18 protein-coding genes are annotated in these 21,847 nt (G+C 65.2%); 11 read left to right on the top strand and 7 right to left on the bottom strand.

Features of this window, described 5'->3' with window-relative positions; genetic code table 11:
* Positions 1 to 25 precede the first annotated feature (25 nt).
* The 6 genes from C7H85_RS03780 to C7H85_RS03810 form a co-directional block, all read right to left on the bottom strand.
* Positions 26 to 604, bottom strand: a complete 579-nt coding sequence (locus C7H85_RS03780) for a DJ-1/PfpI family protein (RefSeq protein ID WP_106728348.1) — start codon at positions 602 to 604, stop codon at positions 26 to 28.
* A gap of 680 nt (positions 605 to 1,284) precedes the next feature.
* Positions 1,285 to 1,848 carry an outer membrane beta-barrel protein gene (locus tag C7H85_RS03790; RefSeq protein WP_106728349.1) on the bottom strand — a complete coding sequence of 188 codons (564 nt, stop codon included), beginning with the start codon at positions 1,846 to 1,848 and terminating at the stop codon, positions 1,285 to 1,287.
* 380 nt (positions 1,849 to 2,228) lie between these two features.
* Positions 2,229 to 6,653, bottom strand: a complete 4,425-nt coding sequence (mukB, locus tag C7H85_RS03795) for a chromosome partition protein MukB (RefSeq protein WP_245879555.1) — start codon at positions 6,651 to 6,653, stop codon at positions 2,229 to 2,231.
* Positions 6,650 to 7,321 (bottom strand): chromosome partition protein MukE, encoded by a 672-nt coding sequence (gene mukE / locus C7H85_RS03800; RefSeq protein WP_106728350.1) that lies wholly within the window; start codon positions 7,319 to 7,321, stop codon positions 6,650 to 6,652. Before mukE ends, mukB begins: the two co-directional genes overlap by 4 nt.
* On the bottom strand, positions 7,302 to 8,627 hold the full coding sequence (mukF, locus tag C7H85_RS03805; RefSeq protein WP_106728351.1) for a chromosome partition protein MukF: 1,326 nt from the start codon (positions 8,625 to 8,627) through the stop codon (positions 7,302 to 7,304). Before mukF ends, mukE begins: the two co-directional genes overlap by 20 nt.
* A gap of 149 nt (positions 8,628 to 8,776) precedes the next feature.
* The gene (locus C7H85_RS03810; RefSeq protein WP_106728352.1) at positions 8,777 to 9,565 is read right to left on the bottom strand and encodes a methyltransferase domain-containing protein; all 789 of its coding nucleotides are present in this window, start codon (positions 9,563 to 9,565) and stop codon (positions 8,777 to 8,779) included.
* Between the two features lie 80 nt (positions 9,566 to 9,645).
* Here C7H85_RS03810 and C7H85_RS03815 point away from each other — a divergent pair, with 80 nt between their 5' ends.
* The 3 genes from C7H85_RS03815 to pfkA all read left to right on the top strand — a co-directional run bounded on the left by C7H85_RS03815 (position 9,646) and on the right by pfkA (position 12,310).
* Complete coding sequence (locus C7H85_RS03815) at positions 9,646 to 10,428, top strand: ElyC/SanA/YdcF family protein (RefSeq protein WP_245879556.1); 783 nt, start codon at positions 9,646 to 9,648, stop codon at positions 10,426 to 10,428.
* A gap of 87 nt (positions 10,429 to 10,515) precedes the next feature.
* On the top strand, positions 10,516 to 11,268 hold the full coding sequence (gene tpiA, locus C7H85_RS03820) for a triose-phosphate isomerase (protein WP_106728354.1): 753 nt from the start codon (positions 10,516 to 10,518) through the stop codon (positions 11,266 to 11,268).
* Positions 11,269 to 11,347: 79 nt separating this feature from the next.
* On the top strand, positions 11,348 to 12,310 hold the full coding sequence (gene pfkA, locus C7H85_RS03825) for a 6-phosphofructokinase (protein WP_106728355.1): 963 nt from the start codon (positions 11,348 to 11,350) through the stop codon (positions 12,308 to 12,310).
* Positions 12,311 to 12,785: 475 nt separating this feature from the next.
* Here pfkA and C7H85_RS03830 read toward each other — a convergent pair whose 3' ends face one another.
* Positions 12,786 to 14,504 (bottom strand): diguanylate cyclase, encoded by a 1,719-nt coding sequence (locus C7H85_RS03830; protein WP_106728356.1) that lies wholly within the window; start codon positions 14,502 to 14,504, stop codon positions 12,786 to 12,788.
* Positions 14,505 to 14,709: 205 nt separating this feature from the next.
* Between C7H85_RS03830 and C7H85_RS03835 the strand changes: the two genes are divergently transcribed.
* From C7H85_RS03835 to nth, 8 genes are all read left to right on the top strand, one after another.
* Entirely contained in the window at positions 14,710 to 15,441 is a 732-nt protein-coding gene (locus C7H85_RS03835; RefSeq protein ID WP_106728628.1) for a sulfite exporter TauE/SafE family protein, read from the top strand.
* A gap of 79 nt (positions 15,442 to 15,520) precedes the next feature.
* Positions 15,521 to 16,102: an electron transport complex subunit RsxA gene (gene rsxA, locus C7H85_RS03840; protein WP_106728357.1), complete on the top strand. Its 582-nt coding sequence runs from the start codon at positions 15,521 to 15,523 to the stop codon at positions 16,100 to 16,102.
* A 1-nt stretch (position 16,103) separates the two neighbouring features.
* The gene (rsxB, locus tag C7H85_RS03845; RefSeq protein ID WP_106728358.1) at positions 16,104 to 16,661 is read left to right on the top strand and encodes an electron transport complex subunit RsxB; all 558 of its coding nucleotides are present in this window, start codon (positions 16,104 to 16,106) and stop codon (positions 16,659 to 16,661) included.
* 1 nt (position 16,662) lies between these two features.
* Complete coding sequence (rsxC, locus tag C7H85_RS03850; RefSeq protein ID WP_106728359.1) at positions 16,663 to 18,828, top strand: electron transport complex subunit RsxC; 2,166 nt, start codon at positions 16,663 to 16,665, stop codon at positions 18,826 to 18,828.
* On the top strand, positions 18,828 to 19,877 hold the full coding sequence (gene rsxD / locus C7H85_RS03855) for an electron transport complex subunit RsxD (RefSeq protein ID WP_106728360.1): 1,050 nt from the start codon (positions 18,828 to 18,830) through the stop codon (positions 19,875 to 19,877). Before rsxC ends, rsxD begins: the two co-directional genes overlap by 1 nt.
* Complete coding sequence (gene rsxG, locus C7H85_RS03860) at positions 19,877 to 20,509, top strand: electron transport complex subunit RsxG (RefSeq protein ID WP_106728361.1); 633 nt, start codon at positions 19,877 to 19,879, stop codon at positions 20,507 to 20,509. The genes rsxD and rsxG overlap by 1 nt, the downstream gene beginning before the upstream one ends.
* Positions 20,506 to 21,201: an electron transport complex subunit E gene (locus tag C7H85_RS03865; protein ID WP_106728362.1), complete on the top strand. Its 696-nt coding sequence runs from the start codon at positions 20,506 to 20,508 to the stop codon at positions 21,199 to 21,201. The genes rsxG and C7H85_RS03865 overlap by 4 nt, the downstream gene beginning before the upstream one ends.
* Complete coding sequence (nth, locus tag C7H85_RS03870) at positions 21,198 to 21,839, top strand: endonuclease III (protein ID WP_106728363.1); 642 nt, start codon at positions 21,198 to 21,200, stop codon at positions 21,837 to 21,839. Before C7H85_RS03865 ends, nth begins: the two co-directional genes overlap by 4 nt.
* The last annotated feature ends 8 nt before the right edge of the window (positions 21,840 to 21,847 follow it).

Here is a 21,847-nt window from a genome sequence, read left to right on the forward strand (position 1 = left end):
TTGGCAATCCCTATTGAGCCGTTTATTATGTACATTCCTGCCAATTGTACTCCATTTGATAAGCCACTGATTTAGCAAGATGTTGACTATGTAGTTGTGACACCAAATATAAACTCATGTCTATACCTGCGGATATACCACCAGAAGTCGTGTATTTTCCGGAAGTAACCCAACGCTGGTTATCAACTACAGCTAACTCAGGAAAACGTCGCTTCAAATCCGGAATATCTTCCCAATGGGTCGTAACTGGCAAACCTTTCAGTAATCCAGCATTAGCCAATAAAAAGGCACCTGTGCAAACTGATGCCACATGACTGGTGTTTTTGTCCACCGAGATTATCCAATCAAGCACATTTAGTTTATTCATTTCCTCAGTGTGCACACCGCCAACAACAACTAATAAGTCAACATTGGGGTGATTCAGAAATGAATAATGTGGTAACACGCTGAAACCACCACGAGCCTTCACTGGCTCCAAGACTTCAGCAACTAAAAACACATTCCAGCTATCTGCGCCCAACCGCTTTGCTGTACTAAAAACTTCAAAAGGCCCTGAGAAATCAAGAACCTCTGCTTCATCATAAATATAGATACCAATATTCATAGCGCCTCCATAGGCCTAACGTTTGGTTAAGGGGCGGGTGTCCCTCTTGAAGCGTTGGTGTATGTCTGCTTTACCCTTTGTGTGTAATATTCAAAAGCCACAACCTTATCATAACCTTCAGATTCATATAGTGATTTCGCTTTATCGTTAGTTACTTCTGTCGTTAACTTAACGGCTAACGCGTTCGTTTCTTTTGCAAAAGATTTCACTTTTGGAGCAATGCTCTCGCAACTCCTTGTATCCGGCAAGAGCCGCGGCCGGGATGGGCGCGACCGGGGCATAAGGCACGCTACCGCCCGGATCTTGCGGGCGACCTTGCCCCTCTCCTTCCCTGTGGTCCTAGGTTATTTTGCCGCTCCCGGGATGGAATTCAAATGAAACTTTAGCATGAGCGGCATTTTGGTTTGCGCAATGGGAGATGGGTGGGGTTTGTGCTGGATGCCCGCCTTCGCGGGCAGGACGGTAAACAGCCGCCGGTGCGGGCGCTGGTGATGGCAGGTCCACTGAGGGGTATTAGTCGGCTGAAGCCGAACCTACGGAGGCCGAGGCGCCGCTGGTGGTTATTGGTCGACTGAAGTCGACCCTACGGAAGGCGGGCGTGGTTTGCATTGGATGCCCGTTTTCGGGGGGGGGTGGCGAGGGATCCTTGGCAGGGCGGCTGCCCCGCCAAGGAATCCGGATCAGAAATTGATGCCCATGCCCAGCACATAGGCCCAGGCGCCGTTGTCGAAGTTGTCGCTGGCGCTGTCGCCGCTGTCGAACAGGAACTGGTATTCGGCCCTGGCCTGCACGAAGGTGGAAGGCAGCATATAGTATTTAAGGCCGACTTCCAGGCCGGCCGTGCCGGTGTCCTTCACGCCGTCGCCGTAGATGCCGCCCAAGGTGGCGCCCACAAAGGGACGCGCCGCCCCCCGGCCGAAGTGGTAATCCACAAAGCCGCGGGTACTGCCGTTCCAAAAATCACCCGACAGATCCTCGCCTGCAACGTCGGCGTAGCTGATGCTCTGGCGAATGCCCGCCAGCATTCTATCCGACAGGTACCAGCCGTAATCAACCGATACGCCAAAACTGCTGTTGTCGAAGTCCTTGTTGCTGGAGCCGGTTCCCGAAAGGGAAAACTCCCTGTCGCCCGCGCTGGGGCCCACTGTGCCCGGTCCTCCCATCTGCGACTGGGCCATGGCATAAGCGGGCAGCAGGGTTGAACCAATGAGAATGGCTAGCGGAACTTTCTTGAAGATGTTCATGATAATTCCTCGGATTAATCATCACGTTTGATTAAGCACTTTGATGTTTCCGCATTCCCGCATGGTCAACTTCCTGTTCTACATGGACAATAAGCCCAAAACGGCCACTCTTTGCCGTCACTCCTTGTTGCTTGTAGGCCGCGGTTAGCAGGGTTGTCAGCCACCGTTAAGTATATGAAGGGGTGAAAAAGGCGTGAGCGGATCATGACACTCTCGTGACAGCTATTGTCAGGCGGCCGGCAACGGCCCAGGCAGCGGCGGTGCCGGCGCCCCGGTGACGAAGAGGGAGAACAACGCCCGCGGGGGCGGGCGCTTGGGGTTTATTGGTCGACTGAAGTCGACCCTACGGCTCGCCTCATGCGCACCCTGGGCGTTTTGGCTCAGGCGGCGGCGAAGCCGCGCAGGCCCACCACGTGCACATGCTCCTGCTTGCCGTGCACCTTGCGGATCAGCTTGTAGGTGGTGCCTTTTTCCGGGCTGATGTTCTCGGGCGCGGCAATCAGCAGCTGCATGTCCTGGCGTTCGCACAGTTCGAACAGGGTGGCGATGGAGCGGGCGTCCAGGCGCGCGGCTTCGTCCAGGAACAGCAGGCGGCAGGGCAGCACTTCGCGGGCGCGCAGGTGGCGGGATTCTTCCTCCCAGCTCTGCAGCACCATCAACAGAATGGCCTGGCCGGTGCCGATGGCCTCGCCGGTGGACAGCGCCCCGCTCTCGGCCCGCAGCCAGCCGTCGGCGCCGCGCTGCACTTCGATGTCCAGATCCAGGTAGTTGCGGTAGTCCAGCAGCGCCTGGCCCAGCACCTGCGGGCTGCGATCGCCCTGCTCCAGCTGCGGGTTGAGCCGCTGGAACAGCTTGCCCATGGCCTCGGAGAAGCTGAGCTCCTTGCTGTTGAACAGGTCCTGGTGGCGCCCCTCCGGGTCGCTCAGGGCCTCCAGCAGGCGCTGGTAGGTGTCGCGGATGTTCACGTTGAGCCGCACCCCGGCCACCAGGCCGAAGCTGATGTTCTGCAGCCCTTGGTTGAGCAGGCGGATGCGGTTCTGCTCCCGGCGGATGATGGTGGTGATCTTGGCCGCCACCTCGTGGGAGGAGAGCGACAGCTGGCCTTCGCGCAGGCTCAGCTCGTCGGCCAGCCGGCCCAGCTCCACTTCCATCTCTTCCAGCGCCTCCACCGGATCGTCGGCGCGGATGATGTCGTGGCGGATGCGCGCCTTGAGGTAGCTGAACACCAGTATGTAGAACTGCACCTTCTGCAGGGTGTTGCGGTTGCCCTCGCTAAGGCGCAGGGCGTCGCGCAGCTCCTCGTCGTGGTTCACCGCCATGCGCAGGGCGCCCAGCGCCTTGTCGGAGATGGATCTCAGCTCCTCGGCGTCCAGGTAGGCCAGCTCCGGCCGGCTCAGGCTGCGCTCCACCCCGTGCTCCCGGGCCAGCCGCTCCACTTTCGCCCAGTTGGCCTTGTGGGCCACCAGCGCCTTGCGGGCGGCAAAGTAGCCCTGGCCGTCCTTGCCCAGGCGCTGGCTCAAGGATTCTATCTCGCGCTTGGTCACCTGCCGCTGGGCCTCGGTCTGGCTGCGCCGGTTGCGGGTCTGCACCAGGTCGTTTTCCAGTTCGCGCTTGGCCTCCCGGGCCTTGTCCTCCATGTCGGCGGAAAGCACGATGCCCAGTGCCGCCAGCTCTTCGCGGAACTCGTTCAGGGTCTGGCTTCGGGCGTCGCGGCCGGTCACCAGCGCGGTGCGCGCCTGCAGGGCGTCGCTCACCCGCCCGGCCAGCTGCTCGGCGCGCAGGCCGGCCTTGCGCCGGGCCTCCTCCGCCTGCACCAGCTTGGCCTTGAGGCTGTCGTTCATGGCCGAGCTCTGGTTCAGCAGCTGTTCGGCGTCCGCGTAGGCGAAGTGCGGCAACCGCGCCACCAGTTGGTTGAGGGCATAGGTGCGGGCGCGGGCCTCAGTGAGTTCCGCTTCCGCCTGCTCCACCCGGGCCCTGAGGGCGTCGTAACCGGCGGGATCCTGGCGCAGCACCTGCACCTGCTCGGCCAGCCGGCCCAGGCGCTGGCCGTGGGCGGCCATAAAGTCGCGCGCCGTCTTGAGCCGGTCGGCCTCGGCGCGGGCGGCGATCAGGCGCTCCTCCAGCCCCTCGGCGTCCAGCCAGGCGGCCAGCGGCAGCAGCTTGTGCAGCAGCCCCTGCTGCTCGCGCAGCACGGCCAGCTTCTGCTGCCACTGGGCCTGCTGCTCCGCCAGCCGGGCCTGCTCCTGCTCCAGCTCCTGCTGCTGCCCGGCCAGCTCGGCCAGGGCGGCTTCCGGGCTGGGGCCAAAGGCCAGCTGCAGGCCCTCGTTCACGAACTCACTCAGCTGGTGGTAGAGCCGGCTGTGCTTTTGCTGGGCGAAGGCGGACTCGGCGTAGCGGGCGCTCACCGCCTCCAGCTCGGCACTCAGGGATTTGATGCGTGACTCGCGGGCGGCGCGGCCGAACAGCGGCTCGGCGGGAAAGCGGGAATAGCGCAGCTGGCGCTCGCCATTCTGCACCCAGATGGCGCCGTCCAGCTCGGTGGCCTGCAGCAAATCTTCGTCGAAGGCGTCCGGATTGCCCTGGATCAGGTACACATCGGTTGGGCATTCTTCCAGCGCCTGCAGCTGCGCCAGCGCCGCCTGCGGGTCGGCCACCACAATGGCGTGGCGGGCCGGGCCGTACAGGGCCTCGTAATAGGGGGCGTCGTCCACGTTGATGTCGTCGTACACGTCCGCCAGCAGGGTGCCGCCCAACTGCTCGCACAGGGCGAGCAGCCGCGGATCCGCATCAATGCCGCTGCCGAGGCGGCGGATCTGCTGCTCCAGCTGCTGCTTGGCGGCGAGCGACTGCTGCTTGCTCTGCTCGGCCTGGTGCTCGTCGCGCAGGGCCTGCTGCATGGCGGCGGTGACTTCGGCGCTGTCGGTTAACGGCTGGTCACTCAGCTCGCGCAGCCGTTCCAGTTTGGCCTGGGCCTTGTGCCAGGCGGGCGCCTCGGTACGCAGCCGGGCCACCTGGGGGGCGATCTGCGCCAATTGCGATTGCAGCTGACGCTTGTCCTCGGCGCCGTCGGCCAGTTGTTCTTCCACCTCGGCCTTTTGTTCCTCCAGCTCCGCCAGTTGCAGCTCCAGCTCGGCCTCCTCGTGCACGGCGCGGCCGTGACGGGCCAGCTCCGCCTGCAGCGCCTGCACCTTCTGCCGGCGCTCGGCGGCCTGCTCGGCATCCTGCAGGGCGCGGCGAATGCCCTCTTCCCGTCCCAGCAGGCCCTGGTAGTCGCGGCCCTGCTCGATAAGCTGATTGGCACGGCCAAAGGCGGCGGCCCGCTCCACCGGGCCGGCCACGGCCTCGAGCAGCCCCAGGGCCTGGTCGTACTGGGCCCTGGCGGCTTCGGCCAGGGAAAGCTGCTGGCGCTGCTCCAGCACCACGGCGGTCAGTTCCTGCTCGCGGCCCTGGTGGCGCTGCTCTTCTTCCCTGGCCTGCTCCGGGCTCAGTTCGGGCAGGCCGCAGCGCACCTTGGCCTCCCCCAGCGCCTGCTGGGCCTGGCGATACTGGATGGCGCGGGTCTGCTGGGTATCCAGCGCCTGCTGGTAGTCGGCCAGCTGGCTCTTGAGGCTGTCCACCTCTTCCTCGGCGCAGGCCTTGGCGGCGGCGGCCTCTTCATGCTCGTCCCGCAGCTCGGCCAGCATTTCCTCCTGGATGGCGAGCTTTTCTTCCAGCTCGTCCAGCTCCTGTTGGTAGGACTCGATCTTCTCGTTGAGCTTGACCCCGCTCAGCACCCGGGCCAGGTGCTCGGAGGCGATGTCCAGCTCCTCGGTGAGCATCCGCTCCCGGGCGGAGAGGTTGTCCAGCTCGTCGGCGAGATAAATCAGCCGGGCCTTTTCCTCGGCCAGGATGCGCCGCTCCTCGGCCAAGGCCTTGCGCGCGGCCAGAGCCTGCCCGGACAGCCGCTTTTTCTCGGCGCTGTTACGCACATAGTCGGCGGCCACGTAGTGGGTGGTTTCGGTGATCAGCTGGCGGAACAGGTCCCGCTGGCGCTGGGTTTCGCGGATAGCCTCCAGGGTGCGGCGGTTCTCGAAGATGGCCGCCTCCATGTCGTTGAAGGCCTTGCGGATGCCGGCGTTTTCCGGCAGCAGGTAATCCTTGAGGCTGCGGCTGATGGTGCTGGAAATGCCGCCGTACAGGGACGCCTCGATCAGCCGGTAAAACTTCACCCGGTCGCGCTGATCCTTCAGCTTGCGCGGGGTCACGCCGATGTCGAACAAAAAGTTGTGATACTCGCTCACCGTATTGAAGCGGGCAAAACGCAGGCCCGCCTCCACCGCGGCGGCCTTCAGCTCGTTCAGCGAGCGCACCTGGCCGCGGCCGTCGTCGAGGCGGTTCAGCAGCAGCTCGGTGGGGGACCTGCCCTCGCTCACACCGTCGGACAAGCCCTGCACCGCAAAGGGCACCATGTTGACCTTGTTGTCCCGGTTGGCCACCTGCTCCAGGTGCACGCCAAACCAGACCCGCTCGGCCTGGGAGGTGTCCACCTCAATCAGCGAATAGCAGTGGCCCCGCTGCAGCTTGCCATACAGGCCCTTGTCGCGGCTGCCGGACTGGCTGCCCGCCTCGGTGGTGTTGCGAAAGTGCAGCAGGCTGAGATCGGGAATGAGCGCGGCGATAAAGGCCGCCATGGTGGTGGACTTGCCGGCGCCGTTGCCGCCCGAAAGCGTGGTGACCAGGGCGTCCAGCTCGAAGGTACGGGCAAAAAAGCCGTTCCAGTTGACCATGGTCAGGGAGTGAAACTTGCCTCTGTTAACGCTGCTCACTGGTCGTTCTCCTGCTCTTCTTCGTTGTCGGTGCCGGCCACGGCCTCGCCGTCTTTTATCATGCGCAATTGCAGCGCGCGCGGATCTTCATCGCTGCGCACGTCGGCGGCAAAGCGGAACACCGCCTCGGTAATGCGGAACTTGTCCTGGCTGCCCACGGCGCTGACCATGCCCAGGCGCTTGAGCCTTCTGATGGCGCTTTTCAGCTTGTCGGCCAGCTTGCGCTTGTCGAGATCGGAGCCGCCGGCGCGCTGGTTCACCATGCGCAGCAGCGCCTGCTCGTTGGACAGGGTCAGGATTTCTTCCTGCAGATCGGCCAGCGAAAACACCCCTTCGTTGATCAGCCGGTCCGGGCTCAGGTAGAGGTAGCACAGCACCTTGCCCACCAGCATCTCCAGTTCGGAGAGGATGGAGGTGCCCAGCTCGCTGGTGGAGCGGGGCCGCAGGTAATAAAAGCCCTCGGGCGCGCGCACCAGCTCCACCTGGTAGCGCTGGTAAAAGGCCTCCAGCTCGGTGAAGTATTCCTGCAGCAGCGAGTGCTGCTCCAGCTCGTCGGCGGTCACGTGGCGGCCGGCGCGCAGCTGGTTGTCCAGCGCCGGAAACAGCGGGTTGGCAATGGCCTGGGCCAGGCGGGGGTCCAGGGCGAGTTCAGTATTGGTCGATAACATGTGCTTGTACCTTGGCCCCGTGGGCATTGATGGTCTGCCAGTCCGGCATGGCCGCGCCCTGGCGTTCGGCGTCGGCATGGCCCAGCTTGACCGCTTCGTCGATCAGCAGGCGGGCGAGATCAAAATGTTGGTAATGGGGGAAATCGTTGAGGTAGTCCCTGAGCACCTGGGCCATGTCCAGCGGCCGGCCGGTAAGGGGAAAGTCCTGCAAATGGCCGCGGATGCGCTCCGACAGCTCGGCGGCCAGGTCCACCATCTCCTGGTATTCCAGCTCCTCGGGCAGCTCGCCGGTCACTTCCTCGGCGTAGGCGGCCATGGTCTCGTCGCGCAGCTCCAGCAAAGGCTGCGCCTGGGCCAGGCGCAGCCGCCAGTTGTGGTTGTCGAAATGGCGGATGGACTCGCGCAGCCGCTGGCTGAAGGCGCGGTTCTTGTCCATGTCGATGGCGGTGCGGATAAAGCGGTGCACGTGGCGGTCGTAGCGGGACCACAGCTCGATGCACTGGCTGCCCCAGTGGATGATGGCGTCCAGCCGCGCCTGCAGCTGCTGGCACAGGGGCGCCACCGTAATGCCGCGCACGCTTTGCTGCAGCCGCTCCTCGATATTGAGCAGGCTCTGCTGCAGGCCGTGTCCGGCCTTGTCCAGGGTGTCCTGCAGTTCACGCAGGGTGTGGCCGGTTTCCCGCAGCAGCTGTTCGCAGGCGGAAATGGCCTCGTGCCAGTTTTTGTTGAGCAGGGCGGCGATATTGGCCTTGACCGCGCTCTGCTGCTCGTCCATGGCGCGCTGAGTGTCGTCGATGCGCGCCAGCTGCTCGGCCACCGAGTACTTGAGCCGGCCTTCCACCTCCTGGGCCCAGCGCTGCTCATCCGGCTCGGCGGCGATGGCCTCGGCCACCTTGTCCAGATCGTGGGCGATCTGCGCCAGCAGCAGCGAGAGCTTGATCTGGCTCACTTCCCGCTGGGCGGCGAAGAATTCGACGATGGCCAACCCCAGGCGGGTCAGGCGGTAGAGGCTTTCACCCTCCCCCGGCTCGCCCTGGAAGCGGCTCAGCAGGCGCTGGCGCACCAGATCGTTGATGGCGTTGTTGGCACGGCTGGCCAGGGTGTCGTCGGCCTGGGCGAAGCCCTTGCTGACGTAGCCGAAGGCGTGGTGCAGTTCGGCCTCGCTCAGCTGCGGCTGCTCGCCGCCCCGGCCGACGACATGCACCGCCAGCAGGAAGGCCAGCCGCTCGGGGGGCAGGTTGAGCCCCAAATTTTCCTCTTTGACCCAGCCGATCCAGTCCGGCAGGGTGCGGGACATTTCCGTCATCGTTCTGCTCTCTTCACCGTTGGCGCCACCTGGCCCTTGCCGGCCCGGCGGCTTTTATACTGTTCCCGTTAGTGTCGCGCCTGCTCGTGGCTCCGTGCTTAACCGTCACCCCTGCGTTTTCTCGTCACCCCGCGAAGGCGGGGGTCCATTCAACCGGGGGCCGGCCCGGCGCCTTTACGCGCCAGCACATGGATATAGCGGCCCAGGTGCACGAAGGGCTCCCGGCGGGCGTGGGCCAGCTCCATCGCTATCACTTCCTCCGGGCGTTCGGCTTTCACCTGGCGATCCACCATGTAGTCGTGGAGCACCCGCACGCCACTGCGCCCGGTTATAGCAAAGCCCAGCTCCGCCAGCCACCGGTAAACCTGCTCCGGCCGGCAGGGCCAGCCCGGCGTCAGTTTCTGGCGTCGTTTCTTGACCAGGTCGGCGTGAATGTAATCGAAGTTGCCCATCACCAGGCTGTGGAACAAGAGGCCGTCACGGTTGTAGAACATCAGCGACAGGTGGCCGTCGTCCGCCAGCAGCTCGTGCAGGGTGGCGAGCAGCCCGGCCTGATCCTCCACCCATTCCAGCACCGCATGGCACAGGATAAGATCGAACCGGCCCAGATCCTCCGCCGACAACGACTGGATGGGGCCCTGAATAAAGTCGAAACGATCATTCAGCCCCTTTTCTTCCACCTGGGCCCGGGCCAGGGCCAGCATTTCGCCGGACAGGTCGCACAGCACCACCCGGTGGCCGAGCGCCGCCAGCGGTTGCGACAGGGGGCCGAACCCGCCGCCCGCGTCCAGGATGCGCAAGGGGCGCGGCGGCAGCGTCTGCAGCAGCTCGTCCAGATCCCGGCCCAGCACCGCCAGCCGGATGCGGCCCTTGGTGGTGCCGTAGATATTGCGGGAAAAGGTATGGCTCTTGCCATCGAAGCTGGTATTTGGCTGCACCTGGGTGTTTCTTCGTAACTCGGGGAAGGCTATTCTGGCACAACCCTCACGGTTAACAAACGCGTGCGTGCATGGAGACGATGTTTTTGGCGAAAAAGTGGCTGGGCAGCCTGTTATTGCCGCTGCCCCTGCTGCTGTTTCTGGGCTTTTTGGGGTTGTTTCTGCTGCTGTTGCGGCAAAAGCGCAGCGGGATCGTCTTGCTGTTGCTCTCGCTGTCAACATTGCTGCTGCTCGCCACCCGGCCGGTGGCCAACGCCCTGATCGCGCCGCTGGAATCTCGCTATCCCCCCCATCTCATCGGCGCCGAGCCGGTGCAGGACATCCTGGTGCTGGGGGCCGCCCAGGTGGCGGACCCGCGCCTGCCGCTGCTGAGCCAGCTCGGCCAGGCCGGGATTTACCGCATCGCCGAGGGGGTGCGCCTGGCCCACGCCTACCCGCAAGCCCGGCTGATCCTCGGCGGCTACGCCGGCGGCGAAGGCCGTTCCAGCGCCGAGCTGTACGGCGAGGTGGCGGTGGCGCTCGGCATCGCGCCCGGCCGCCTGCTACTGCTGTCCGAGCCGAAAGACACGGCGGAAGAGGCCCGGGCCATGGCGCCGCTGATAGCGGGCCGCCGGGCACTGCTGATCACCTCCGCCGGCCATATGCCCCGGGCCATGACGCTGTTTGCCGCCGCCGGCGCCGCGCCCCTCGCCGCCCCGGTCGATCACCAGGCCAAGGAGAGCAACGCCGCCCTGCCGCTTTATACTTATCTGCCCCAGGCGCGCTATCTGTGGCGCAGCGAACTGGCCTGGCACGAGTACCTGGGCCTGGGCTGGCACTGGCTCAATGGCCGCCTTCTTGACCGGGCGCAACAATTAAGATGAAAAATTACATCAAATTGTGCCCTGGTTCCTAGTTTCACCGGATCTATGTCCCTATAATGATCACATTTAACTGAAAGGAAACAACTCATGAGACAAACACTGGTAATGGGCAACTGGAAACTCAACGGCAGCAAGACCATGGTCGAGGAGCTGATAGGCGCCCTCAAGGCGCCGGCCGCCGACACCGCCGGCGTGGCCGTGGCCGTGTGCCCGCCCGTGCTGTTCCTGGGCCAGGCCCAGGCGCTGCTGGCCGACAGCGCCATCGCCCTCGGCGCCCAGGACGCGGACGTGCACACCCAGGGTGCCTTTACCGGCGAAAACTCCCCGGCCATGTACGGTGAGTTCGGCGTGCAGTATGTGCTGGCGGGCCACAGCGAACGCCGCACCCTGCACGAGGAAAGCGACGCCGTGGTGGCCGCCAAGTTCGCCGCCATCCAGCAGGCCGGCCTGGTGCCGGTGCTGTGCATCGGCGAAACCCTGGAGCAGTTCGAGGCCAACGAAACCCAGGCCGTGGTGGAGCGCCAGCTGCAGGCGGTGATCGACCACAGCGGCATCCAGGCCCTGGCCAGCGCCGTGATCGCCTACGAGCCGGTATGGGCCATCGGCACCGGCAAAACCGCCACCCCCGAGATCGCCCAGAGCGTGCATGCCGCCATCCGCGCCTTCCTGGCCAAGCAGGACGCCAACGTGGCCGCCGGCGTGCAGATCCTCTACGGCGGTTCGGTCAAGGGCGCCAGCGCCGCCGGCCTGTTCGCGATGGAAGACATCGACGGCGCCCTGGTGGGCGGTGCCGCCCTGCAGGCGGACGAATTTGCTGCCATTATCAAGGCAGGCGCCTAATAATCACGGGCATATTGGTAATTTTACTACATATGCCCGCTGTTCCGGGTTTCAACCACGATTTTGAATTGAGGCCAAGATGATTAAACGAATTGGGGTACTGACCAGCGGCGGCGACGCCCCGGGTATGAATGCCGCCATCCGCGCCGTGGTGCGGGCCGGCCTGCACCACAACCTGGAAGTATTCGGTATCTACAGCGGCTACCTGGGCCTGCACCAGGACAACATCCAGCCGCTCGAGCGGCACAGCGTGTCCGACGTGATCACCCGTGGCGGCACCTTCCTCGGCTCGGCCCGCTTTCCCGAGTTCAAGGAAGAGAAGGTGCGCGAGGAAGCGGTCGAAAACCTGAAGAAGCACGGCATCGACGCCCTGGTGGTGATCGGCGGTGACGGCTCCTACATGGGCGCCATGCGCCTGACCGAGATGGGCTTTCCCTGCATCGGCATTCCCGGCACCATCGACAACGACATCGCCGGCACCGAGTTCACCATCGGCTTCGACACCGCGCTGAACGTGGCGGTGGAGGCCATCGACCGGCTGCGCGACACCTGCAGCTCCCACAACCGGATTTCGGTGGTGGAGATCATGGGCCGCCACTGCGGCGACCTCACCTCCTCCGCCGCCGTGGCCGGTGGCGCCGAGTACGTCATCGTGCCGGAGATCGCCTTCGACAAGCACGAGCTGATCAAGCAGATCCACGAAGGGGTGGCCAAGGGCAAGAAACACGCCATCGTCGCCATCTGCGAGAACGTGTGCGACGTGAACGCCCTGGCCAGGGAAATCCAGGAGGCTACCGGCCGGGATACCCGCGCCACCATCCTCGGCCATATCCAGCGCGGCGGCACCCCCACCGCCCAGGACAGGATCATGGCCAGTCGCATGGGCGCGCGGGCGGTGGAGCTGCTGCTGGAAGGTTACGGCGGTCGCTGCGTGGGCCTGCAGAACAACCAGATAGTGCACCACGACATCATCGACTGCATCAAGCACCTCAAGCGTCCCTTCAACGAAGAGATGTACCAGTTGTCCAACACCCTGTTCTGAGGGTGTCCAAGGCAGGCGGCCCCGCCTGCCTTTATCCTGACGACGAGTCCCCCGCCGGTTTTTCCGCCCGATATTTCGCCGGCACGCCTGCAATTGATTACCCATCACCCCCGCGAAATATCCGTCATCTCGAAGGCGGAGATCCATGACCGTTTCACCGGACTCCCGCCTTCGCGAGAGCGACGAAAAAGGGAGCGGGGGTGACCATAAAGTCATGCGACGGTTTGTCAGTAGTCCGAGGCAGGCCTTGCTTTACTTCTTCGATTTTTAACTGTCATCCTGAATGCACCTTTATTGTTCCCGATCAAAGCGCCCTCGCCCTCCCGGGGTTATGCTCGATACCGTCATCAACCAAGAGGAGAATACCATGAGCGGATGTTGCGGCGCCTGCGGCGGCCAGGACAAAGAGCAGGAGAAGAAACAGGCCGAGCAGGAACAGGTGCAGGCCCGGGAGCGGCAGGCGGACTAACCCGGATCAGGAGTCGAGCTGCGGCGGGGCATCCAGCCCGGCCACCGCCGGCGCCGGCCCGCACTGGTCGCACACCCGGTTGCGGCCGGTGCGCTTGGCTTCATAGAGGGCGTCGTCCGCCTTCTTCAGCAACAGATCCACGTCTTCCCCCTCATTTTCCCAGGCGGATACCCCCATCGATACCGTCAGCGGGATCGGCTGCCCCGAGGCAAGCCGTGGCGGCGTGGCGACGATGGCCTCGCACAGGTGCCAGGCCGCCGTGCGCGCCTCCCTCATGCCGGTTTCCGGCAGCAGGATCAGAAACTCCTCCCCGCCGATCCGGGCGATCACATCCAGGCTGCGCAGCTGCTGTCGGCACAGCTGGGCCAGGTGCACCAGCACCTGGTCGCCGACACCGTGGCCATGGCGGTCGTTGATCTGCTTGAAGTAGTCGATGTCCATCATGATCAGCGCAAACGGCGACTGGTAGCGCCGGGCCCGGGTCAGCTCTTGCTGCAACCGCATCATCATGTGGCGGCGGTTGTACAGCCGGGTCAGGAAGTCGGTATGCACCTGGCGCTCCAGCTCCCGGTTGAGCCGGCGCACCGTCTGCTCGCTGGCGGCACGCCGTACGTTCTGCCCCAGCAACAGCGTCAGCAGGCCCAGCAGCAGCAGCAGGGCCACACCCCCCGCCACCACCGAGCTGCGGTGATCCTGCCACAGACTGGCTGGCCGGTTGACAATGCGGCTGCCGGCGGGCAATGCCGCGCGCTCCAGCCGCCAGCGGCGCAGCTGCTGCCAGTTGTACTGGCGCTCGATGGGCAACAGCCCCTGCGCCATACCGGACAGAAACGGCAGCTCGCCGCGCAGCAACCGGCTGGCCAGCAGGCCGGTACGGCTGCCGATCTCTCCGGTGCGCAGCACGGAGCCGCCCAGCACCCCGGGCTGCATGTAGGTCTCCAGGGTCACGAACAGCGGCCGCCGGGCCCGGGCCGCCACCAGGCCGGCCACCTCGGCGGGAACGAAGGCGCGCCCGGTGGCGTCGGTGAAATAGGGGGAATACAGCAGGGCGGCGTCGTCCGGCAGGGTCGCCACCCGCTCCATCATCTGTTCGAAGTCGAGGTGATGGGTGAACTCCAGCTCCACCTGCGGCGCCAGGGCGGAAAACTGCCGCTGCGCCGCCAGGATATAGGAGGCGAATTCGCCGTCGGCGCCGCTGATCACCAGCACCCGGCGCAATTCCGGAAAGAGCCCGACCATGTCCTGCAGGGTGCCGGCCACATCCAGCCGCCAGGGCACCGCGATGGAAGGATGGCGCCCCCGGGCCAGGCCGTCCGGATGGTGCGGGGCTATGGTGGCGAGCAGCGGGGTGCCGGCGGGGAAGATGCCGTGCTGCTGGACAAAATCGTAGGCAGGCTGGGTGATGGTGATGATGAGGCCGATGGGGTGCCCCGCGAACTTTTGCCGCAGCAGCTGCACCAGCGCCGCCCGGTACTGTTCGCTGTTGCCGCGCAGCAGATCCAGGTGCTCCACGTGGATCTGCTCCATCGGCAGCCCGTTGCGCACCAGCGCCTCGACCACGCCGGCAGTGACACTCTCGGGGATCGGCAGGCCGTACTGGTGGCTGTTGAGGATCAGCACCCGGGGATCGTCTTGTCCGTCGGCGGCCACCGCCTCGAGGGGGCCGCCCAGCCAGCAGCCGAACAACAGCAGCAGTGCCCGATATACAACGGTGACCTGAACCATGGTGCCATACCCAGCAATCGTCATCCCTGACTGTCTCTCAATGCTAGCCCAGTGCCGCCGGACCCGCTAAGGAATGAGTTCCATGCCGCCCCGTGGGGCCAGTTCGCTTCCGCCTATGATGCCAAACGGAGACTATCCCTTTTCCCCGCCGCCCCCTTCCGCCATAATGCGGGTCAGTCCCCCGTTTTCAGGCCATCCGTTGTTTATGCAGACTGTCACCCTGGATCCGAGTATCCTGATTCTGGCCGCCCTGGCCTGCTTTACCGGCGCCTACGTTCAAACCGCCATCGGCTTCGGCATGGCGGTGATCGCCGCCCCGCTGATGTTCTACCTGGATCCGGCGCTGGTGCCGGGCCCGCTGGCCTTCGTGATCCTGGCCATGTGCACCATCAACGGCTGGCGCTTTCGCCAGGGGCTGGAGCTCAAACTGCTGGCGCCGGCGCTGCTGGCACGCATTCCCGGCAGCGTGGTGGGGGTAATACTGCTGGGGCTGATGTCGCAGCAACTGCTGGCCATCCTGATCGCCCTGGTGATCATGCTGGGGGTACTGGTGCGGCTGGTGGACATCGCCCTGCCGATGACCCGTACCAACCTGGCCATCGGCGGTTTCCTGTCCGGGGTCATGGGCACCAGCACCACCATCGGCGGGCCGCCCATGGTGCTGGTGATGCACGGCGCCGACATGCACCGCATCCGCGCCAACCTGGCAGGATTCTTCGTGGTATCGAGCCTGATGTCGATGATCGCGCTGGTGGGCGGCGGCTATTTCGGCCAGGCCCAGTTGCTGCAGGCCGCCCCCCTGGTGCCGGCGGCCCTGCTCGGCAACTGGCTGGCGGTGCGCACCCTGCACCGGGTGTCGAAGCCGGTGATGCACTACGGTTCGCTCTCGCTCTGCACCCTGGCGGTTATCGGCATGTTAATCAATACCTTGTCCTAAAGCCCTTGCATTTGTGGCATTGTTAAACGCGGCATAAAGTCCGATAATACCGGCCGCCATTTACCATTGCCGAGTGATCATGTCTGAATATCTCCTGCTGTTTGTCGGCACCGTGCTGGTCAATAATTTTGTGCTGGTCAAGTTTCTCGGCCTTTGTCCCTTTATGGGCGTCTCCGGCAAGCTGGAAACCGCTGTCGGCATGGGGCTGGCCACCACCTTCGTGCTGACCCTGGCGGCGGCCTGCTCCTACCTGGTCAACCAGTATATTTTGCTGCCCCTCGACCTGCTCTACCTGCGCACCCTTTCCTTTATCCTGGTGATCGCCGTCGTGGTACAATTCACCGAGATGGTGGTGCACAAGACCAGCCCCACCCTGTACCGGCTGCTGGGGATCTTCCTGCCGCTGATCACCACCAACTGCGCGGTACTGGGGGTGGCCCTGCTCAATATCAATGAGCAGCACAACTTCATGCAGAGCCTGGTGTACGGCTTCGGCGCCGCCCTGGGCTTCTCGCTGGTGCTGGTGTTGTTCGCCGCCATGCGCGAACGGCTGGCCGGTGCCGACATCCCGGCCCCGTTCCGGGGGGCGGCCCTGGCGATGATCACCGCCGGGCTGATGTCGCTGGCCTTTATGGGGTTTACCGGACTGGTAAAGTTTTAACATGACGCATATTTTAATCGCCATCGCGGTACTGGCCCTGCTGGCGCTGATTTTCGGCCTGGTACTGGGCTTTGCCGCCATCAAGTTCAGGGTCGAATCCGATCCCATAGTGGATCAGCTCGACGCCCTGCTGCCCCAGACCCAGTGCGGCCAGTGCGGCTACCCGGGTTGCCGGCCCTATGCGGACGCCGTGGCCAACGGCGACGACATCAACAAGTGCGTGCCCGGCGGCGACGCCACCATGCGCAAGATCGCCGATCTGATGGGGGTCGAGCCCCAGCCCATGGGCGAGGCCGCGGCCGCCGAGCCGGAAAAGCGGGTCGCCTTCATCCACGAGGACATGTGTATCGGCTGCACCAAGTGCATCCAGGCCTGTCCGGTGGATGCCATCGTCGGCGCCACCAAGGCGCTGCACACGGTGATCCGGGACGAATGCACCGGTTGCGATCTGTGCGTGGATCCCTGCCCCACCGACTGCATCGAAATGATCCCGGTTCCGGTCACCCCCGACAACTGGAAGTGGCAGCTAACCCCCATCGCCATCAAGCAGGTAGAGTAAGATGTCGCTGTTGCACGATCTGAACGCAGGGAAACTGCACACCTTTCACGGCGGTATTCATCCGCCCGAGCGCAAGGCGCCGGCCAATGTCTCCCAAATCAGCGACGCCGGCCTGCCCGACGAGCTGGTGCTGCCGGTTCGCCAGCATATCGGCCAGCCGGCCCGGTTGCGGGTCCGGGTGGGCGAGCGGGTTCTGAAGGGCGCGCCGCTGACCGAGCCGCTCAACCCCATGATGATACCGGTGCACGCCCCCACCTCCGGCGAGATCGTCGCCATCGAGGATCGGCCCCTGTGCCATCCATCCGGCCTGGACGGCCTGTGCGTCGTGCTCCGCCCCGACGGCGAAGACCGGTGGCGGCCGCGCTTTCCCATTGCCGATTACCACGCGCTGGCGGCCGACGTGCTGCTGGAGCGCATCCACGAGGCGGGCATTACCGGCCTGGGCGGCGCGGGCTTTCCAGCCCACGTGAAGCTGATGCCGCGCAGGAAGGCGATAGACACCCTGATCATCAACGGCGTGGAATGCGAGCCCTATATCAGCGCCGACGACCGGCTGATGCGCGAGCACCCGCAAGAGGTGCTGCAGGGCGTGGCCATATTGCGCCATATCGTCCGGCCCGGGCTCACGGTGCTGGCGGTGGAAGACAACAAGCCCGAGGCCCTGGCCGCCCTGCGCGCGGCCAACGACGACGAGCAATTGCTGATCGTGGCGGTGCCCACCAAGTACCCTTCCGGCGGTGAAAAGCAGCTGATCGAGATCATCACCGGCAAGCAGGTGCCCCACAACGGCCTGCCCGCCGACATCGGCGTGGTGGTGCAGAACGTGGGCACCGCCTTCGCCGTGAAGCGCGCGGTGGTGGACGACGAGCCCCTGACTCGCCGGGTGGTCACCCTGGCCGGCGAGAACTTCGGCGAGCCCGGCAACGCCTGGGTGCACATCGGTACCCCGGTGCGGTACCTGCTCAAGCGCTATGGCCTGACCCCGGCGCCGGCGCAGCGCATCATCATGGGCGGCCCCATGATGGGCTTTACCCTGCATACCGCCGCCGCGCCCATCATCAAGGGCAGCAACTGCCTGCTGGCCCCGAGCGACACCGAACTGCCGCCGCCGGGCGAGGAACTGGCCTGTATCCGTTGCAGCCAGTGCGCCGACGCCTGCCCGGCCAGCCTGCTGCCCCAGCAGTTGTACTGGTACGCCCGGGGCAAGGAGCACGACAAGCTGAACAGTCACAACCTGTTCGACTGCATCGAATGTGGCGCCTGTGCCTATGTCTGCCCCAGCCAGATCCCGCTGGTGCAGTATTACCGGGTGGCCAAGGCCGACATTCGCCAGGCCCAGCGGGAGGCGGAGCTGGCCGAACACGCCAAGACCCGGTTCGAGGCCCGCCAGGCCCGGCTGGAGCGGGAGAAGGCCGAACGCCAGGCACGCCACGAGAAGGCCGCCGCCGAACGCAAGGCGCGCATGGCCGAGCAGGTCGCCGCCGGGGGCGAGGATCCGGTGGCCGCCGCCCTGGCCCGGGTCAAGGCCCGCCAGCAGCAACAGGACCCGCAGGATATGGCCGCCGCCCGCGCCGCCCGCAAGGAAGAAGCCCGCCGCAACCGGGAGCAGAAGCAGCCGCCATCCGCGCCGCCGGCCGAGAGCGACAAATCCGCCGCCGTGGCCGCCGCCATCGCCCGCGCCAAGGCACGCCAGGCCGAACAGCAAGCCGAAGCCGGCCCGGCGACGGACCAGTCCGACGACGACAAAAAGGCCGCCGTGGCCGCCGCCATCGCCCGCGCCAAGGCGCGCAAGGCCGAACAGCAAGCCGAAGCCAGCCCGGTGGCGGACCAGTCCGACGACGACAAAAAGGCCGCCGTGGCCGCCGCCATCGCCCGCGCCAAGGCGCGCAAGGCCGAGCAGCAAGCCGCAGCCGCCCCGGTGGCGGAAAAGTCCGACGACGACAAAAAGGCCGCCGTGGCCGCCGCCATCGCCCGCGCCAAGGCACGCAAGGCCGCGCAGCAGGCCGAAGCCGGCCCGGCCGGAGCAGACGTCGCCCCCCCTGCGGCTGAAGCGCAGGATGCCGACGCCGCCAAAAAGGCGGCGATCAAGGCCGCCGTGGCCCGGGCCAAGGCCCGCCAGGCCGAGCGTGCCGCCCCCTCATCATCAGATCGGGAAGACGAGTCCTAATGAGTTTTCTTATCAGCAGCTCACCCCATGACCATAGCCGCCTGGATACCGCCACCCTGATGCGGCGGGTCTGCTACTGCCTGTTGCCGGGCATCGCCATGCAGTGGTGGTTCTTCGGCTGGGGCACCCTGATCCAGATTGCGCTGGCGGTGGTCACCGCCTACGGCGCCGAAGCCCTGGTGCTGCGCCTGCGCCGGCGCCGGCTGACCACACTGCGGGACAACTCCGCCCTGCTCACCGCCCTGCTGATCGGCATCGCCCTGCCGCCGCTGGCGCCCTGGTGGCTGGTGGTGATCGGCACCGCCTTCGCCATCATCGTCGCCAAGCAGCTCTACGGCGGCCTGGGCCAGAACCTGTTCAACCCGGCCATGGTAGCCTATGTGCTGCTGCTGGTGTCCTTTCCGCTGCCCATGACCAGCTGGCTGCCGCCGCTTGAGCTGCAGCCCTATCCGCTGACCCTGGCCGACAGCCTGTCCGCCGTCTTCACCGGCTTCACCCTGGACGGCTTCAGCCCGCACCAGCTGCGCGAACTGGCCGACGGCACCACCATGGCCACCCCGCTGGATACCCTGAAGACCGGCCTGACCCAGGGCCTGACCAGCGGCGAGATCCTGTCCAGCCCGGTGTTCGGCGGCCTGGCCGGCGTGGGTTGGCAGTGGGTCAACCTGGCCTACCTGGCCGGCGGCCTGGGCCTGCTCCGGCTGCGCCTCATCAGCTGGCCGATACCGGTGGCCATGCTCGCCGGCCTCTTCCTGTTCAGCCTGGTCGGCTTCCTGATCTCCCCCGACGGCACCGCCGGCCCCCTGATGCACCTGTTCTCCGGCGCCACCATGCTGGGTGCCTTCTTTATCGCCACCGATCCGGTATCGGCCGCCACTACCTTCCGGGGCCGGCTGATCTACGGCCTGCTGATCGGCTTGCTGGTGTACCTGATCCGCACCTTCGGCGGCTTCCCGGATGCCATCGCCTTCGCGGTGCTGCTGGCCAACATGACGGTGCCCATGATAGACAGCCTGACCAAACCCCAAACCTACGGAGCCTCCCGCTGATGCTGGACATGATGCGCAAGAACGGGCTCACGCTGGCCGTATTCGCACTGGCCTGTACCGCCCTGGTGGCCTTCACCCACAGCCTGACCCGCCAGACCATAGTGGAGCAGGAGCAGGCCCAGCTGCTGCTGGTGCTGAACGAGCTGCTGCCCCCGGAAAGCCACGACGAGCCGCTGTTCGACCACTGCGTGCTGCTCGGCAACGAGCAGTACCTGGGCAGCCCGGATCCCCTGCCGGTGTTTACCGCGGTGAAAAACGGCGAGGTGCAGGGCCATGCCATCGAGGCCATCGCCCCCGACGGCTACAGCGGCGCCATCAAGCTGGTGGTGGGGGTGCGGGCCGACGGCAGCCTGTCCGGAGTACGGGTGCTCAACCATAACGAAACCCCGGGCCTGGGCGACAAGATAGAGCTGAAAAAATCCCCCTGGGTACGGGGTTTCGACGGCAAGTCGCTGCTGGGCGAGGAAGATCCCCGCTGGGCAGTGCGCAACGACGGCGGCCAGTTCGATGCCTTTACCGGCGCCACCATCACCCCCAGGGCCGTGGTCAAGGCGGTGCGCAACGTGCTGCTGCTGGTCGACCAGCAGCCGCAACTGCTGACCCGTTCCCCCCGCTGTGGAGACACCTTATGACCGGACAACACAAGGACATCATCCGCCAGGGCCTGTGGGCCAACAACCCGGCGCTGGTCCAGATCCTCGGGCTCTGCCCGGTGCTGGCGGTGACCAGCACCCTGACCAACGCCATGGGGCTGGGGCTGGCCACCATGCTGGTGCTGATTGGCTCCAACCTGAGCGTGTCCCTGGTGCGCCAGTGGGTGCCGAACGAGGTACGTATTCCCATCTATGTGATGATCATCGCCAGCCTGGTCACTTGTGTGCAGCTGTTGATGAACGCCTATACCTACGGGCTGTACCAGTCGCTGGGCATCTTCATCCCGCTGATAGTGACCAACTGCGTGATCATCGGCCGGGCCGAGGCCTTCGCCTCCAAGAACAGCGCCCCGCTGGCCGCCCTCGACGGCCTGATGATGGGCCTGGGCTTTACCGCCGTGCTGCTGGTGCTGGGCGGGTTGCGCGAGCTGCTCGGCCAGGGCACCCTGTTCGACGGCGCCGAGCTGCTGTTGGGCGACTGGGCGGCAGGGCTGCGTATCGACGTGCTGCACCTGGACAACGGCTTCCTGCTGGCGATACTGCCCCCCGGCGCCTTTATCGGCCTGGGGCTGCTGATCGCCGCCAAGAACTGGCTGGATGCGCGGCTGGCAGCCCGCCGGGCCCCGGTACCCAAGGCCGAAGTCACCAGAGCAAGGGTTACCTCGTTATGAACATGGAGAAACGCCGCCAGATCCTGGAGCGGCTGCGGGCGGAAAACCCGCATCCCACTACCGAGCTGAACTACAGCAGTCCCTTCGAACTGCTGATCGCCGTGCTGCTCTCGGCCCAGGCCACCGACGTCAGCGTCAACAAGGCCACCAGGGGGCTGTTCGCCGCCGCCAATACCCCGGCCGCCATGCTGGCCCTGGGGGTGGACGGGGTCAGGGAGCACATCAAGACCATCGGCCTGTTCAATGCCAAGGCCGAAAACGTGATCAAGACCTGCGCCATCCTGCAGCAGCGCCACGGCGGCGAGGTGCCGGAAAACCGGGAAGCGCTCGAAGCCCTGCCCGGGGTGGGCCGCAAGACCGCCAACGTGGTGCTCAACACCGCCTTCGGCTGGCCGACCATCGCGGTGGACACTCATATCTTCCGCCTGGCCAACCGCACCCGCTTCGCCCCGGGCAAGAACGTAGAGGAAGTCGAGCAGAAGCTGCTGAAATGGGTGCCGGCCGAATTCAAGCTCGACGTGCACCACTGGTTTATCCTGCACGGCCGTTACGTATGCGTGGCGCGCAAGCCCCGCTGCGGCGCCTGCGTGATCGAAGACTTGTGCGAATTCAAGGACAAGCAATACCCGGATTCCTGATCCGGGCC

This window comes from Zobellella endophytica (assembly GCF_003012775.1).
Classification (GTDB): domain Bacteria; phylum Pseudomonadota; class Gammaproteobacteria; order Enterobacterales; family Aeromonadaceae; genus Oceanimonas; species Oceanimonas endophytica.

Coding starts and splice junctions, on each gene's coding strand:
- mukE (WP_106728350.1), bottom strand. CDS start 7,321: ATGTTATCGACCAATACTGAACTCGCCCTGGACCCCCGCCTGGCCCAG.
- C7H85_RS03815 (WP_245879556.1), top strand. CDS start 9,646: ATGTTTTTGGCGAAAAAGTGGCTGGGCAGCCTGTTATTGCCGCTGCCC.
- C7H85_RS03830 (WP_106728356.1), bottom strand. CDS start 14,504: ATGGTTCAGGTCACCGTTGTATATCGGGCACTGCTGCTGTTGTTCGGC.
- tpiA (WP_106728354.1), top strand. CDS start 10,516: ATGAGACAAACACTGGTAATGGGCAACTGGAAACTCAACGGCAGCAAG.
- nth (WP_106728363.1), top strand. CDS start 21,198: ATGAACATGGAGAAACGCCGCCAGATCCTGGAGCGGCTGCGGGCGGAA.
- C7H85_RS03780 (WP_106728348.1), bottom strand. CDS start 604: ATGAATATTGGTATCTATATTTATGATGAAGCAGAGGTTCTTGATTTC.
- C7H85_RS03865 (WP_106728362.1), top strand. CDS start 20,506: ATGACCGGACAACACAAGGACATCATCCGCCAGGGCCTGTGGGCCAAC.
- rsxG (WP_106728361.1), top strand. CDS start 19,877: ATGCTGGACATGATGCGCAAGAACGGGCTCACGCTGGCCGTATTCGCA.
- C7H85_RS03835 (WP_106728628.1), top strand. CDS start 14,710: ATGCAGACTGTCACCCTGGATCCGAGTATCCTGATTCTGGCCGCCCTG.
- C7H85_RS03790 (WP_106728349.1), bottom strand. CDS start 1,848: ATGAACATCTTCAAGAAAGTTCCGCTAGCCATTCTCATTGGTTCAACC.
- mukF (WP_106728351.1), bottom strand. CDS start 8,627: ATGACGGAAATGTCCCGCACCCTGCCGGACTGGATCGGCTGGGTCAAA.
- rsxD (WP_106728360.1), top strand. CDS start 18,828: ATGAGTTTTCTTATCAGCAGCTCACCCCATGACCATAGCCGCCTGGAT.
- pfkA (WP_106728355.1), top strand. CDS start 11,348: ATGATTAAACGAATTGGGGTACTGACCAGCGGCGGCGACGCCCCGGGT.
- rsxC (WP_106728359.1), top strand. CDS start 16,663: ATGTCGCTGTTGCACGATCTGAACGCAGGGAAACTGCACACCTTTCAC.
- rsxA (WP_106728357.1), top strand. CDS start 15,521: ATGTCTGAATATCTCCTGCTGTTTGTCGGCACCGTGCTGGTCAATAAT.
- rsxB (WP_106728358.1), top strand. CDS start 16,104: ATGACGCATATTTTAATCGCCATCGCGGTACTGGCCCTGCTGGCGCTG.